This is a genomic window from Mucilaginibacter phenanthrenivorans (genome assembly GCF_024721155.1).
GTDB classification, from domain to species: Bacteria; Bacteroidota; Bacteroidia; order Sphingobacteriales; family Sphingobacteriaceae; genus Mucilaginibacter; species Mucilaginibacter phenanthrenivorans.
Genome location: NZ_JAHVAP010000010.1, coordinates 308989 through 323777, shown reverse-complemented (window position 1 = coordinate 323777; position 14789 = coordinate 308989). Strand labels below are relative to the sequence as shown.

Below are 14789 nucleotides of genomic sequence, written 5' to 3'. Positions count from 1 at the left end.
TATTAACAAAGAAAAAGAAGCAAAAAGAAAGCTTCAACAATAATAATAACATATTAATTCTTGTTGAAGCTAATCTAAAGGTAAGTCTGCGCCCCCCCACCGGCTGTGTCCCCACAGCCGGAGATGCTTGTGGTTTGAACTAAGATTTATAGGAAAAAGAGATTTTAGGACTCTTATTGAGAGATTACTCTCATCAAAAAATCCTGCTGGTTGCTGTGAGGACACAGCAACGGGAAAGGAATAAAAAAAGAAATCAAAAAAAATCCCCCAAATCTGCTTAATCCCGGTTACTTTTACCTTTCATAATCATTATTAATTCCATGAGGCCTCTATCCCGCATTATCCTTTTGCTTAGCATTGCTTTATTTTTTGCTATCCCATCATCCGCCCAAAAGAAAAAAGATTTCACCAAATATGTCAACCCTTTTATCGGCACAGGCGGACACGGGCATACTTATCCCGGCGCAGTAGTGCCATTTGGGATGGTACAGCTTAGTCCGGATACCCGGATTCCCGGGTGGGATGCCTGTTCGGGCTATTTTGATGCCGACACCACCGTTTATGGTTTTTCGCATACGCATTTGAGCGGTACCGGTATTGCCGATTATTGCGACGTGCTGTTTATGCCGACCACTGGCGAACCGAAATTTAAAAACACCGATTACATGTCGGGTTTTAAAAAAAAGAACGAGATAGCAACGCCGGGATATTATCGTACGCTACTGGATAAATACAATATCAATGTAGAGCTTACCGCCAGCACCCGCGTCGGCGTTCACCGCTATAGTTTCCCATCAACAAAAGAGGCCAATATTATTATTGATTTGCAACACCGCGACCAGGTGTTGGATTCATGGGTTGAAGTGGTTAATGATCATGAGATTCGCGGTTTCCGCCGTTCAAGCTCATGGGCAAGCGACCAGTCGCTTTACTTCTACGCTAAATTCTCTAAGCCATTCAAAACCTACGGAATAGCCAGCGACGACAAACTACAACCCGGCCAAAGCAAATTACAAGGCAAGAATATCAAAATGTACATCCGCTTTGATAACCCAGGCGAGGTGATCGCCAAGGTGGGAATTTCGTCTGTCAGCGCAGAAGGTGCGTTAAGGAACCTGGATGCGGAAGTTCCTGATTTCAACTTCAAAAAGGTGCAGGCTGATGCAAAAGCTTTATGGGTAGATCAGTTGGCGAAAATAGAAGTTGAAGGCGGTGCACCCACTGCATCGGCACAGCAGGTTCCGCAAAACACACAAGATCCTAATTATAATGGGCAAGCCTCATACAAGCGACCGGCCGGGCAAAAGAAACAGCCGACAATTGATTATGTAAAACAAAAACATACCATTTTTTATACCGCCCTTTACCACGCCATGCTCGCCCCTAATGTTTATAGCGACGTTGATGGCCAGTACCGCGGCATGGATCAAAAAGTGCACAAAGCTGATGGTTTTAATTATTATACCGTATTTTCTTTGTGGGATACCTACCGCGCTGAAGACCCGCTGTTAAACCTCATCGATCGCAAACGCACGCTTGATTTTATAAAATCTTTTTTGGCGATGTACGAGCAGGGCGGTTTATTACCAATTTGGCCTTTAGCATCTAATGAAACTTATTGCATGGTGGGCAACCACTCCATCCCGGTTATTGTTGACGCTTACGCAAAGGGTATCCGGGATTTTAATGTGGATGAAGCATTTACAGCCATGAAAGCCGCCGTTAACCGCAACCAGTTTGGATTGGACTCATACCGTAAAAATGGTGTGGTGTTGTCTGATGATGAGCATGAGTCTGTTTCAAAAACACTGGAATATGCCTTTGATGATTGGTGTATCGCCCAAATGGCAAAAATGCTGAACAAACCAGCGGATTATGCTGAATTCATTAAACGCGCCCAATACTGGAAAAACAACTTTAACGATCAGAATGGCTTTATGCAGGCGCGCAGCAATGGCGGCTGGTTCACGCCTTTTGAACCAACGGAAATCAACAGCAACTATACCGAAGGCAATTCCTGGCAATATTCATTCCTTGCGCCGCAGGATGTGGAAGGATTAGCAGACCGTATGGGCGGCAGAGCTGCGTTTGAAAAGAAATTGGACGAATTGTTCACAACGGATTCAAAATTGAGCGGACACGATCAGCCTGATGTAAGCGGCTTGATCGGCCAGTATGCACATGGCAACGAACCGAGCCACCATATGGCTTACCTCTATAATTTTACCGATGCGCCCGAAAAAACACAACTATACATCAGTCGCATTTTACGCGAGGAATACAGCGATAAACCAGATGGTTTGTCGGGTAACGAAGATTGCGGGCAGATGTCGGCCTGGTATGTGATCAGCTCGCTGGGGATCTATAATATTGCTCCTGGTCAACAGCAATTTCAAATTGGCATTCCGCAGTTTGACAAGGCGGTTATTAATTTAGAGAATGGCAAAAAATTCACCATCACCAACCCCGGCGCAGGCGTAACCCGTGCAAATATTTACCTGCAGGGCATGACTTTGAACAAAAAGGTTTACAACAAACTGTACCTTAACTACGATGATATCGCCAATGGTGGCGATTTCGAGGTACTTACCGGCAAGTTGCCAAACAGCATTTTTGTACAGGGGCTGGAAAAACCAACATCTAAGATCACTGATAGCCTGATCATATCCGATCCGTATATCATCGCACCATCAAAAACATTCAAGCAGCCATTCAAAATTGAAATAAAGGCGGCGGATAAAAACGCGAAGATCTTTTATACCACGGATGGCTCTGCTCCTACAGCAAGCTCAACCCTATATACAGGTTCATTGGATGTTTCGACAAACGTCACAATAAAAGCAATAGCTATTGATGGCGGCAAAGCCAGCTTTGTGGTTACCGGAACTTTTAACAAGATCAGAGATGACATCAAACTAACCCTCGTTAACAAGTACCTGCCCAATTACGCTGACCAGGGTGATAATACGCTAATCAACGGGATCCGCGGCAAAGCAAACTGGCGCACCGGCAACTGGCAGGGCTTCCAGGGAAATGATGTGGTCGCAATAATAGACATGCAACAGGTTAAGTCCGTTAAACAGGTTACATTTGGGGCATTGCAAGACAGCGGCTCATGGATCGTTTTCCCGAAGGAAGTGGAATATTATACTTCTAATGATGGTGTGAAGTATACATTAGCTGCAACTGTAAAAACCAAAATTGATGTTAAAGACACCAAACCACAAACTCAGGACTTTGTCGGGCAATTGAATACCAGTGCCCGCTTCATCAAGGTAATAGCCAAACAATATGGCCCGCTACCCGACTGGCACGAAGCCAAAGGCAGCCCGTCGTATATTTTTGCGGATGAGATTGTGGTGGAGTAGTGTTTAGTTGATTAGAGACTGGAGATTAGTTAAAAAACGTTCTATATAATTTCATTTTTTTTAATGACGGCACAAGAACTTATAAATCTGTATCGAAATAGTCCAGATGAAAAAACAATAAAAAGTGTATTGCCATATTTTCGATTTGAACCTGTTATGCAGGGCAAAAGCGTCACCGACTCAAATCTTGAATTCAGGATTGAAATTGTAAATGGACTTTTGAATGATTTTTCTCTGCTCGATATTGAACTTATTAGAAGTTTATTTACGGAGGACGTTATCTGTGATCGTGCTACCTTTACCAATGCCGATTTATACCAGCAATGCTTTTACTTATTTAGTCTTGGACAATTAGAGGATACATTCATTTTATACGATGCCAAGTATAATGCAACCAATATGGACACCGGTATGATGTTAGACCGGGAAGCTATAACCGTAGGGCATGAAATTGAAAAAGTTATCGACTACGTTGAATCCCGGTTTGAATCCGAACCAACATTGGCAGGTAAATATCCCGATATGCTGGCAGATCTTAAGGATTTACAACTTAATCCGGATTATGAGAACATCGGTACTTACACTCAATTTATAAAAGGATATTTTTTCAGACGCGAAAAAATTAGCCCTCCTGAAAATATATTGCTTATGGAAAACACTCCAGAACCAAAACACGAAGTTCTAAAACCATGGTGGAAGTTTTGGTAAAGAGATTTAAACCTTACGAAATTTTAAAAACTTCGTAAGGTTCTGGGCTAAATAACTATCAGCTTCATCAAAAAAATCAGCTAACATCTGTGATCATTTTTTCCTTGGCCCTTTAGCCAACACCCATCCGGCTACTTTCCTGCCAATATCCTGCGCCGAACTATTCTCAAAATTATAATGTATCCCGCCATAAACGCGGCTGTATCCATTTTCAAACTCAACCTGGCTTAACGATTCAACCACGCGGACAGGTTCACCGTCGGTTGTGGTATGCAGTTCCAAATGGTTTTTATCACCATAAAATTTCTTTAAGATCTCATAACCAGCGGTAACTGTTGCGCTGTGTCCGCTGGGGAAACTTGGATGTGCAGGTGTAGTAATCAACGGAGTCCATTTGGTATATGCTTTTACCGACCCGTCTTCTTCTGCATTTAAAGCTGTTACAGGGCGCCATGCAAGGTATTTATACTTTCCGCCCCATACCTCGATACGCGCATCGGCTTCAGCAATATCAACCAAAGCAAAAATCAATGCATTATCCTCTAATGAAGTACCGTGGGCGACAGCAAGTAATCTGGCACCCTCGTTGACTGTCAGCTCAGCATCCTGCTTGTAAAACTGGGCGATATGGGTTTGATCTTCTGTGCGTTTGGTGCTTTTAATTTCACCAAGCTCATTTACCTCAGTTAATGCCTTTTTATAATCATCGCTGCCGATGGCTGGCGGAGGCGCTGGTAAAAATTGTTTACTATCCTTTAATAAAAACGGCTTTACATTACCCCATTCCACATCTATGCCCGGCGCAAATTTACCCGGCGTTGGGCGGTATGCTCCCACTCCCGGTTTTTCTATCCCAGCATAAGTAGTTAGTGGACTTGAGCCATCATTCGCCCTTAACGCAAGAATATCCGCAGCGGAAGCTGCGCCAATTGCCTGTCCCTTATCGACCGGCCCGTCTGTGATACCCTGGAGGCTATTGGCCAATGCCGAATCAAGCGATGGTTTCTGTGCCGGGAAAAGGCCTGTCAGCACATCATGAGCCGCCTGCACTGCAGCGGCAGTAGCCGATGCCGAACCGGAAACTGATTTATTGTAGTGATATGGTGTCCCGATATGTTTAATTGAATTTACCGCATCGTAAACCGCAATAGCTTCAATAGCTTCTGTGCGACTGCCGAGGTTGCTGTTTTGCTTCGCGATTTTGGTGGCTTTAACTGTGATGAGGTTCCATTGAACTATGGGATCAATAGGTTTTTGCTGGGCAAAGGTGCTATCTATGGATAAGATCCCGGTACCGATTAATGTTGTGATTAATAAAGCTTTATTCATGATAAGTTAAATATACCAGCAAATATATAAAACTATATAATATCTATAGAAATAGTAGAATAATTAATATTTACTTAACATTATCTTTTTGAACTATGATTTTTAGGATTTGAGGATGAACATAATTCTTATGAGATCAACCTAAACCTGGCATATACTATTTGACCATCCATCCTGATAATCCTTTTATCCTTTAATTATGGTTCAAACATTTAATCATATCAATAACTTCCTTGCCTCGTCCAGCTTTTCCTTTTCCTCTTTTGGCAATACCGGGAATTTCAGATCCAGTTCTTTCAACGTCTTCAAAACAACGGTGGATATTGCAATCCGCGTGAACCACTTTTTATCAGCCGGAATAACATACCATGGAGCTTTCGAAGTAGCAGTTTCCTTTATAGCCTTCTCATAGGCATCCATGTATTCATCCCAATATTGCCGCTCCACTATATCGCCGGCACTGAATTTCCAGTTTCTTTTGGGGTCGTCAATACGTTTTAAAAACCGCTCCTTTTGCTCATCCTTCGACAAGTGCAGGAAAAACTTTATGATCACCGTTCCATTATCCGTGATATGTTTTTCAAAATTTCGGATACTTTCATAACGACGTTCCCAAAATGCCTTGTTAACTTTTTTCACATCATCAATAGCCGGAAGGTTTTCCTTTAGCAATAATTCCGGATGAACTTTGGTAACCAGCACATTTTCATAATGCGAACGGTTGTGGATCCCTATCCTACCGCATTCCGGTAAAGCCTTATAATGCCGCCACAAATAATCATGCTCATAGTCCTCCAGGCCTGGTTGCTTAAAACTGTATACTTCGCAGCCTTGTGGATTCAAGCCCGACATGGTATGCGCAATAGCACCGTCCTTTCCCGCTGCATCCATGGCCTGGAAGATGATCAACAATGATTTGCGATTGGCGGCATAAAGTTTTATTTGATGTTCTGCTGTTTCACTTATCAATCCTTTCAATACGGCCCTGGCATCTTCTTTTCTAAAGCCGTCGGAATAACGAGGATCAAAATCCTTCAGTGAAAATTTTTCACCGTCAACTATTTTAAATTTCTTAATTATGTCCATCTTTTTATATAATTGGCAAATGCAAGTTAACTTAAAATTTACCTGCAAAACTTACGTTGTTATTATTTGTTAAAACGGCTATGATATAGTGCCATAATTTTACATCTTTACCACATGTTCAGGGAAATAAAAAACCGATTCCTAAGATATTTCTTAATATTCATCTACTTTATTATCATTTTCTTTTGCTCCATCGAATTAAATTTTCTTTGGCTCTTCGGCTACTCGCCTGATATGCACGACATTAAAAACCCCACATTGTCGCTTGCATCCGAGGTTTATTATGCCGATGGCACGTTGATAGGCCGTTATTATAAAGAAAACCGCTCTCCGGTGGAGTTCAAGCAAATCTCCCCCAATATTATAAACGCCCTTATAGCTACCGAAGATGTAAGATTCTATCACCATAACGGCGTGGATTTTTATTCTTTTTTCACCAGCATGCTTTCAACAGCATCCGGCGACAGGCGCGGTGGCAGCACCATTACCCAGCAATTGGCAAAAAACCTGTTTGAAACGCGTAAAAAGAAATCGCAGGGTATAATAAAACACATCCCTGTGATCAGAACGATAGTGTATAAGTGTAAGGAATGGCTTACCGCCTTCAAGATCGAGCACGTTTACAGCAAGCAAGAGATCTTAACCTTATATTTAAATACCGTTCCTTTTGGTAATAACACTTTCGGCATAAAAACAGCTTCGCTCAAGATCTTCAATAAAACGCCGGACGCGCTGAAGCCTGCGGAGGCTGCCACATTAGTTGGCATGTTGAAGGCAACGTCAACTTATAACCCTATTAATAATCCGAAACATTCATTGGAGCGCCGTAATGTTGTTTTAGGGCAGATGTTTAAAAATGGGTACCTAAAGAAACCTGATTACGACACCAGCATTATAAAACCTATCCAACTTGATTTAAGCTACGTTGAAAATGAGGGTCAGGGTGATTCGTATATTCGCCAGGCGGTGGCCCGCTGGTTGAAAAAATGGTTGAAGGATAACGACTACGATCTTTACGAAGACGGTTTGAAAATATACACAACCATTGATCCGCGCCTGCAACAATACGCGGAGGAAGCCGTTACCGAAAAAATGAAGATGCTGCAAAAGCGCTTTAATAACCTTTGGGGTAACAAAAACCCATGGCAGGATTTAAATGGTGTTGAAATCAAGGACTTCGTGTTAAAGGCAGAGGAACGCCTCCCTATTTATGACAAACTGGAAAAGAAATATAACAACGACGAAAAGCTTGTTAACCAGTATTTCGAGAAGCGTAAGCACATGAAGATCTTTACATGGAACGGTGAGCGGGATACCACATTCTCTACTATCGATTCAATAAAATATTACGCCAAGCTTTTAAATACAGGTATGATGACCATGGAGCCAAGCACCGGAAAAATAAAGGTTTGGGTTGGTGGCATCAATTACCACTATTTTAATTACGACCACGTAAACCAGGCGCGCAGGCAGGCAGGCTCCACATTTAAACCCTTTGCTTATTTAACTGCGTTGGATAATGGATTTACACCTTGCGATAAATTTACCGATAAACCGGTATCTATAAAATACACCGATGAAGGCCGCGACCAGGTTTGGGAGCCCAATAATGCCGACTTCAATTTCTCATACCGCGAAATGTCATTACGCTGGGCAATGGGAAAATCGGTAAACTCTATTACCGCGCAGCTTACTGAGAAGGTAGGCTGGGATAAAATTGTTCAATATGCCCATAAAGTGGGTATCGAAAGCCCTTTAAGAGCTATCCCATCTGTTTCATTGGGATCAAACGATGTGTCGGTTTACGAAATGGTGCGGGCATACAGCACCTTCCTTAATCGCGGAAAAAAAGTTGATCCGATACTGGTAACAAAAATTGCCGACCAGGACGGAAACACATTAGAAGAGTTTACCAAAAAAGAAGTGCAGGTAATCAGCGAGGAAACAGCATGGCTGATGCTATACATGTTCCGCGGCGGTATGGAAGAACCGGGTGGCACTTCTCAAGCTCTATGGGAATATCCGGGCTTGTGGAAAAAGAGCAGCAACCAGATTGGCGGCAAAACAGGTACGTCGTCAAAATATGTCGACGGCTGGTATATGGGCATCACAAAAGATTTAGTAACAGGTGTTTGGGTTGGAGACGATGACCGCAGCGTACACTTTACCAGTTCCGAAACCGGCGAAGGCTCGCACACGGCATTGCCGATTTTTGCCCGTTTTATGGAAAAAGTTTATGCCGATCCTAAATCGGGCTATACCCCGGGGCCGTTCCCGAAACCATGGAGCAAGATCACCAAGAAATATGATTGTCCATCGCCGATACCAGTTGTTGATTCTGCTTCAACGGATAGCTTATTCAGGCCGCTGGATACCACTAAGGTAGCGCCGCCACCGGCAGCAGTACCGGATGATACGAAGCCAAAGGCAACGGATCGTTAATTTTGGCAGTAGTTATAATTGTTGAAGACGTTGTAGGAGTTGTAAATGTTAAAAAGCTATTTATTATGATGAATCTTAACATTTACAACTTTTACAACCCTTACAACCAAACACAACTTTTTATCTACTTTAGCTTATTCTATTTATCGCCATATGAATAAACGTCTCCCCGTTTTAACCAGAGCCCAAAGATTCCTCTTTATATTGGCCGCAATGGCCATTTCCCTCCTGCTTTCACAGCGGGCAAGTGCACAGTATTTCGGGCAAAATAAGGTCCGTTATAAGAACCTGAAGTTCCAGGTTTATAAAACACCGCATTTCGAGATCTACTATTATTTGAAAAATGATAGCATGATCAAACGGTTTGCGCAGGAAAGCGAGCTTTGGTACACCCTGCATCAACAAATTTTCAGGGATACATTCAGGAACGTTAACCCGATTATTCTATATGCCGATCACCCCGATTTCCAGCAAACTACTGCTATCGACGGTGAAATTGACGTGGGGACAGGAGGTATTACCGAGGGTTTAAAAAACCGTGTGGTAATGCCGGTTATGGAAAGCAACCAGATGACCCGCCACGTTATCGGCCACGAATTGGTGCATGCCTTTCAATACCATTCCCTGCGGGGCGGTGATTCAACTACGTTCGAAAATATAGGCAATATTCCTTTGTGGATGGTGGAAGGTATGGCCGAGTACCTGTCGCTAGGGAAAAAGGATGCGTATACGGCCATGTGGATGCGCGATGCCTATTTAAATCATAATATCCCGTCAGTACGAGATCTTACTGAAACGAATAAATACTTCCCATACCGTTACGGCGAGGCATTTTACTCTTTCATTGGCTCTACTTATGGAGATACGGTTATAGTGCCATTCTTTAAAAACGTTGCCCGCTTTGGATTGGGCTACGGCATCAGGCGCACCTTTGGATACGATGACAAAACCCTATCCAGCTTATGGAAAAGTTCGGTTGAAGCCACGTATAAGCCATATTTAAAGGATACTGTGGAAGTACCAGTCGGTACAAGAATAATAGACGAGCACAATTCCGGCAAAATGAACCTTGCTCCCGCCGTTAGCCCGGACGGCAAATACCTGGCGTTCTTATCAGAAAAGAATTTATTTGCTGTCGATCTCTTCCTGGCGGATGCAAAAACCGGGCGGGTGCTCCGACGACTCACCAGCAAGGTATCAAACACGCATATCGACGAATTTAACTTTATCGAATCTGCCGGTGCATGGTCGCCGGATAGCAAGAAGTTTGCCTATAGCGTGTTCAATAAAGGTATAAACCGGATGGTGGTTGAAGACGTGGCATCTGGCACTATCATTAATGACGTTGCTATGGGAAAGGCTGAACAATTCAGCAACCTGTCTTGGTCACCGGATGGGAAAAGCATTGTTTGCCAGGGGCTGGCCGAAGGACAGGGAGACCTTTACCTTTACAACTTCGATACTAAACAGGTAAAGCAGTTAACCAACGACAAATACACTGATTTTCAGCCAACCTTTTCAAGGGATGGCAAAAAGATCCTCTTCTCAAGCGATAGAACGACTTACGATAAATCTTTATCCTACCAGATAACCTTTAACCTCGCTGAGCTTGACCTTGCAACAGGAAAAGTTACCGACATTAAAATTTTTGACGGTGATAATAACTTAAATCCGCAATATTCATCGGACGGCACACAAATATATTTCCTGTCCAACCACCTGGGTTTTCGCAACTTGTACCGTTACACCCCGGCAACCGGGAAGATTGAACAAATGACGAATTTATTTACCGGTGTGTGCGGCATTACTGAATATTCCCCAGCCCTAAGCATTTCTAACAATAGCGATATTGTTTACTCATACTATGCAAAGCAGAAGTATTCATTGTATAATGCGAAGGCTACAGATTTTAAGGCGCAGGTTGTTACGGATATGCCCGGAGATTTTGGTGCAGGCATCCTGCCCCCGGCCCGTTCTGTAGGTGTTGATTTAATAAATTCTAACTTAAATAACTACCTGGCTTACCCTAAATTGCCGATTGATTCCATCAAAACCATTCCCTATAAATCTAAGTTTAAAATGGACTACCTGGTGAGCAGCGGTGTAGGTGCCTCGGTAAGCCAATATGGCGCTGGATTATCCAGCGGCGTCCAGGGTGTTTTTAGCGATATTTTGGGCAGAAACCAAATTTATGCAGCGGTTGCCGTAAATGGGGCCGTTTATGATTTTGGCGGCCAGTTTACTTATATTAAACAAACCGGCAGGTGGAACTTCGGCGGCAGCATTTCGCACATCCCATTCCAAACAGCTAATTACAGCGAGGTAAACTCAACATATAATACTGGGAAGACAACGATCCCATCTATAGAGGACAGGTTCGACCTGATCCGCATTTTCCAGGACCAGGCTTCCTTATTCACCTCATATCCAATCACGAAGAAAACAAGGGTTGAATTTGGAACCGGCATAGCTCATTATTATTACCGGGTTGACAGGTACACCACCATTTATGATACGCTGGGCAACTTCATTGACAATAATAAAACACACATTTCAAATTCCGACTATAACAAAGACCCTTCGAATAATGGAATCAATCTTACCCCGTTCAGCATCTTTAACGTAAATACGGCGCTTGTTGGTGATAATTCATTTTTTGGGGTGGCGTCTCCATTAAGCGGTTATCGCTATCGCCTGCAGGCGGAGTACGACATGGGTACTTACCGCTTCTTCGCCCCTACTATTGACCTGCGCGAGTACCTGCGCGTTGCCCCGGTAACCTTTGCAGCCCGTTTGTACGGATACGGTCGCTTTGGTAATACAGGTAATCTTTACCAGCTGTATGTGGGTTATCCTTACCTGATCAGGGGATATGAACCACAAACTTTTTACAATGTGAACACCAAAAAGGCAAGCAATGGATTTACCATCGATCAGCTATCCGGTAATCGCATTGCTGTCGCTAACTTCGAGATCCGGTTACCTTTTACCGGTCCTGAAAAACTTTCGCAATTTAAATCGAAGATCTTATTTACCGAACTTAATGCATTCTTTGATGCAGGCCTTGCCTGGAACTCAGGAAACCAGATTAAATTCCAATCAGCCCCGGATGTAACCGGTTATGTAGGAAGAGTAGATACCCAAGGCAAGCCGGTATTGGATAAAAATGGTCTTCAACTGCAAGATCCTGTTTATAACACAAACCAGCGTGTACCGGCATTAAGCGCGGGTGTTTCATTAAGAATAAACATATTCGGCTATTTTGTATTGGAGCCATACCTTGCCGTACCATTTAACCGCACCGACGTTACCAAGCCTGTATTTGGTCTAGGCTTTACGCCGGGATGGTAGTTGGGGAGAGTCTTAAGTCCGAAGTCGAAAGTCAATAGTAAAAGGGTATTATTTGATACTTTTCCTGCTAACGACTTTCGACTCAAAGACTCAGGACTTAGTTTTCATGACCCTTCTCTGATCCTTTCCTATTGTCTCTTGCCACTAAAATCCTATCTTTGCGGCCATGAGGAAATGGTTCATCGTAATATTAATAATTGTCGGCGGTCAGCGTTTATTTGCGCAAAATGCAACGCCGAATGCCCCCGTTATTGATTCTGTAAAGGCCAAGTGGGGTAAGGTAAAGAATGTAAACGGCACTAAAATGATATCGTCAAACAATATCATTGAAAACATAGAATTGTCGAACGAATACAGTGTATTGGTAACCGCCATTGAGGACGCGGGTTTAACCGAAACGTTTAAAAGTAAAGGCCCTATCACGTTTTTTGCGCCTACCAACCAGGCATTCGAAAAATTGCCGGCGGGTGAACTGGATACTTTATTAAAGCCTAGCCATAAGCTCGAACTGAATTACCTTATTACAAGCCATGCAATAGTAGGAAGCTTAAGTGTGCGGGATATTCAAAGAAAAATAAACTCAAACAAAGGCGAGGCTACGTTCCGTACTATTGCCGGCACTACGTTAACCGCCAAAATTGATGCCAACCGTAATATTGTTTTGATTGATGATAATGGAGGTAAAAGCATTATCAGTAAATTTGATATTCAGCAAAGCAACGGCATGCTGCATATAGTTAATGCTGTTTTGGTTCCTAAAAGCAGGAACATATAAACAGACCTCCTGTTGACAAACCTGCTGAGCTGATATTTCGTAATTTATTTTGTAAGGATATAGAATTTAATCCGACTAAATTAAAAACATAATAAAATGAAACAATCAATTTTAGCAGTTATTGTGCTGACTATGCTAACATCATTCGGATGCCAGCTAAGCAGCGGCCAGGTAAAAAAATATGATCCTAAGCGCAAGATGAGCAAAACCCCTATTGAGTGGAAAAAGATCTTGTCAGCAAACGCATACCACATAATGGTTGAGAGCGGGACTGAGCCGCCTTATCAAAATGCCTATCATGATAACCATGAGAAAGGTGTATATGTAAGCGCCGCCACCGGCGAGGTTTTATTTTCTTCGGAGGATAAATTCGACAGCGGTACAGGATGGCCAAGCTTTGTTAAGCCTGTTGATCCTAAAAAAATTGAAATAGTTACTGACAATAGCGACGGCATGACACGCGACGAAGTTATTGAAAGAAGTACCGGCCTGCATCTCGGCCATGTTTTTGACGATGGCCCTGCTAACAGGGGCGGCAAAAGATACTGCATGAACTCCGGCGCCTTAAAATTCATTAAAAAGTAACAGCGCGCCTGTTTGAGCTGATAGAAGGACGAAGCTGCGGCCTTACCCTCACACCGCTCTCATAATTTAAACCGATGGTCAGATCTACCCAATCAGGGTTAACAGGTCTGATCATTTTTTCTTTCTGGGGCCTTGTAAAAGTGCTCACAGTTTTAAAGCGCTCCATGGCCTGCTCCTCGGTATTTATCTCCTCGAAATACACCAAACGGTTAAGCTGTTTTGAATTATCAAAAAACAAAGTAGGCATCTGGCGATAAAATTCAAGAGTTTTCAACAGGTCTGAACACAGGCCTACGTGTAAGTTATTGCGGTTTCTGTCAGTAATGATATAGATGAAGCGTTTCATATTGATAAATAAAATTTGCTGGTTAAAAAACAATTACTAATTTTATGAGCATAAAAATACTAATAATTTTAGCAATTCCAAATTTTATCTCAAATATTTATTTATCTGTTGAATTACTTAAGCAGCGTTGAAGAATGTAGAGGTAGTCGGATTAAAAAACATTTTCTTAGTAACAACATTATTACCTATTTACAAACTGATAATTCGAATTTATTTTTTTTATTTTGTAGTAATAAAAGTCCTAAACACTTATTGAAAAAAACCATAATGTCTTTCTGAAATTCACGAGTGTTGATAAGCCTTTTAAGAAAAGTTGCATGTCTTTGGTAAAACATGCTGGGTAAAGCCGCCCCATTTATAATGATGGCACCTAAAAAAATCTCATGAATAATTTAAGAACAAATCTCTTAGCAAGCAATCAATTACTAACGAGAGAAGAAATGAAAAATGTTAAAGGAGGCAAGGTTGTACCTTATAATTGTTTCTGCGAAGATGATCTTGTAGGATGTGGATACTGGCTACCTGAAGATTCAGATGGATACGTTGATAATAAAGATATTTTATGGGCTATGAATGACTGTTGCGGTAGCAACCAAAAGGCCATTTGCGACGGACCAGCGGCGTGAAAACAACACCATAAACTACACATGAATCGGACTACGTTATAGTTTGATTCATGTGTAGTTTAACATTTTGAAATCAATACAATTTTCAATTCCTGTTATCTACTTCCCATTGGCTTAATTCAACGAGTAACAAATGCTAATAAAATTTGTTATTGAAGATAAATTATACTAAT

Annotated in this window: 10 protein-coding genes; 7 read left to right on the top strand and 3 right to left on the bottom strand. The window is 42.3% G+C overall.

Annotated features, from left to right (window positions below):
* The first annotated feature begins 320 nt into the window (after nt 1–320).
* A complete protein-coding gene (locus KXD93_RS23505) occupies nt 321–3368 on the top strand; it encodes a GH92 family glycosyl hydrolase (RefSeq protein ID WP_258139827.1) in 3048 nt (1015 codons plus the stop codon).
* 63 nt (nt 3369–3431) lie between these two features.
* Complete coding sequence (locus KXD93_RS23500; protein ID WP_258139826.1) at nt 3432–4076, top strand: hypothetical protein; 645 nt, start codon at nt 3432–3434, stop codon at nt 4074–4076.
* A gap of 93 nt (nt 4077–4169) precedes the next feature.
* On the opposite strand, the gene KXD93_RS23495 is transcribed toward KXD93_RS23500, so the two are convergent.
* Both KXD93_RS23495 and KXD93_RS23490 read right to left on the bottom strand, forming a co-directional pair.
* Nucleotides 4170–5405: a vanadium-dependent haloperoxidase gene (locus KXD93_RS23495; RefSeq protein ID WP_258139825.1), complete on the bottom strand. Its 1236-nt coding sequence runs from the start codon at nt 5403–5405 to the stop codon at nt 4170–4172.
* Between the two features lie 216 nt (nt 5406–5621).
* Nucleotides 5622–6491 carry a polyphosphate kinase 2 family protein gene (locus KXD93_RS23490; protein ID WP_258139824.1) on the bottom strand — a complete coding sequence of 290 codons (870 nt, stop codon included), beginning with the start codon at nt 6489–6491 and terminating at the stop codon, nt 5622–5624.
* 114 nt (nt 6492–6605) lie between these two features.
* Here KXD93_RS23490 and KXD93_RS23485 point away from each other — a divergent pair, with 114 nt between their 5' ends.
* From KXD93_RS23485 to msrB, 4 genes are all read left to right on the top strand, one after another.
* On the top strand, nt 6606–8933 hold the full coding sequence (locus KXD93_RS23485; RefSeq protein WP_258139823.1) for a transglycosylase domain-containing protein: 2328 nt from the start codon (nt 6606–6608) through the stop codon (nt 8931–8933).
* Between the two features lie 213 nt (nt 8934–9146).
* A complete protein-coding gene (locus KXD93_RS23480; RefSeq protein WP_258139822.1) occupies nt 9147–12284 on the top strand; it encodes a tolB protein precursor in 3138 nt (1045 codons plus the stop codon).
* A gap of 166 nt (nt 12285–12450) precedes the next feature.
* Complete coding sequence (locus tag KXD93_RS23475) at nt 12451–13059, top strand: fasciclin domain-containing protein (RefSeq protein WP_258139821.1); 609 nt, start codon at nt 12451–12453, stop codon at nt 13057–13059.
* Between the two features lie 96 nt (nt 13060–13155).
* Nucleotides 13156–13644: a peptide-methionine (R)-S-oxide reductase MsrB gene (msrB, locus tag KXD93_RS23470; RefSeq protein WP_258139820.1), complete on the top strand. Its 489-nt coding sequence runs from the start codon at nt 13156–13158 to the stop codon at nt 13642–13644.
* On the opposite strand, the gene KXD93_RS23465 is transcribed toward msrB, so the two are convergent.
* On the bottom strand, nt 13634–13990 hold the full coding sequence (locus KXD93_RS23465) for a GIY-YIG nuclease family protein (RefSeq protein WP_258139819.1): 357 nt from the start codon (nt 13988–13990) through the stop codon (nt 13634–13636). The two genes, msrB and KXD93_RS23465, sit on opposite strands and share 11 nt — an antisense overlap.
* 383 nt (nt 13991–14373) lie before the next feature.
* Here KXD93_RS23465 and KXD93_RS23460 point away from each other — a divergent pair, with 383 nt between their 5' ends.
* On the top strand, nt 14374–14616 hold the full coding sequence (locus KXD93_RS23460; RefSeq protein ID WP_258139818.1) for a hypothetical protein: 243 nt from the start codon (nt 14374–14376) through the stop codon (nt 14614–14616).
* The last annotated feature ends 173 nt before the right edge of the window (nt 14617–14789 follow it).

Bases quoted from the DNA above. Each gene is read 5' to 3' on its own strand.
- KXD93_RS23505 (WP_258139827.1), top strand. From the start codon at position 321: ATGAGGCCTCTATCCCGCATTATCCTTTTGCTTAGCATTGCTTTATTT.
- KXD93_RS23500 (WP_258139826.1), top strand. From the start codon at position 3,432: ATGACGGCACAAGAACTTATAAATCTGTATCGAAATAGTCCAGATGAA.
- KXD93_RS23495 (WP_258139825.1), bottom strand. From the start codon at position 5,405: ATGAATAAAGCTTTATTAATCACAACATTAATCGGTACCGGGATCTTA.
- KXD93_RS23490 (WP_258139824.1), bottom strand. From the start codon at position 6,491: ATGGACATAATTAAGAAATTTAAAATAGTTGACGGTGAAAAATTTTCA.
- KXD93_RS23485 (WP_258139823.1), top strand. From the start codon at position 6,606: ATGTTCAGGGAAATAAAAAACCGATTCCTAAGATATTTCTTAATATTC.
- KXD93_RS23480 (WP_258139822.1), top strand. From the start codon at position 9,147: ATGGCCATTTCCCTCCTGCTTTCACAGCGGGCAAGTGCACAGTATTTC.
- KXD93_RS23475 (WP_258139821.1), top strand. From the start codon at position 12,451: ATGAGGAAATGGTTCATCGTAATATTAATAATTGTCGGCGGTCAGCGT.
- msrB (WP_258139820.1), top strand. From the start codon at position 13,156: ATGAAACAATCAATTTTAGCAGTTATTGTGCTGACTATGCTAACATCA.
- KXD93_RS23465 (WP_258139819.1), bottom strand. From the start codon at position 13,990: ATGAAACGCTTCATCTATATCATTACTGACAGAAACCGCAATAACTTA.
- KXD93_RS23460 (WP_258139818.1), top strand. From the start codon at position 14,374: ATGAATAATTTAAGAACAAATCTCTTAGCAAGCAATCAATTACTAACG.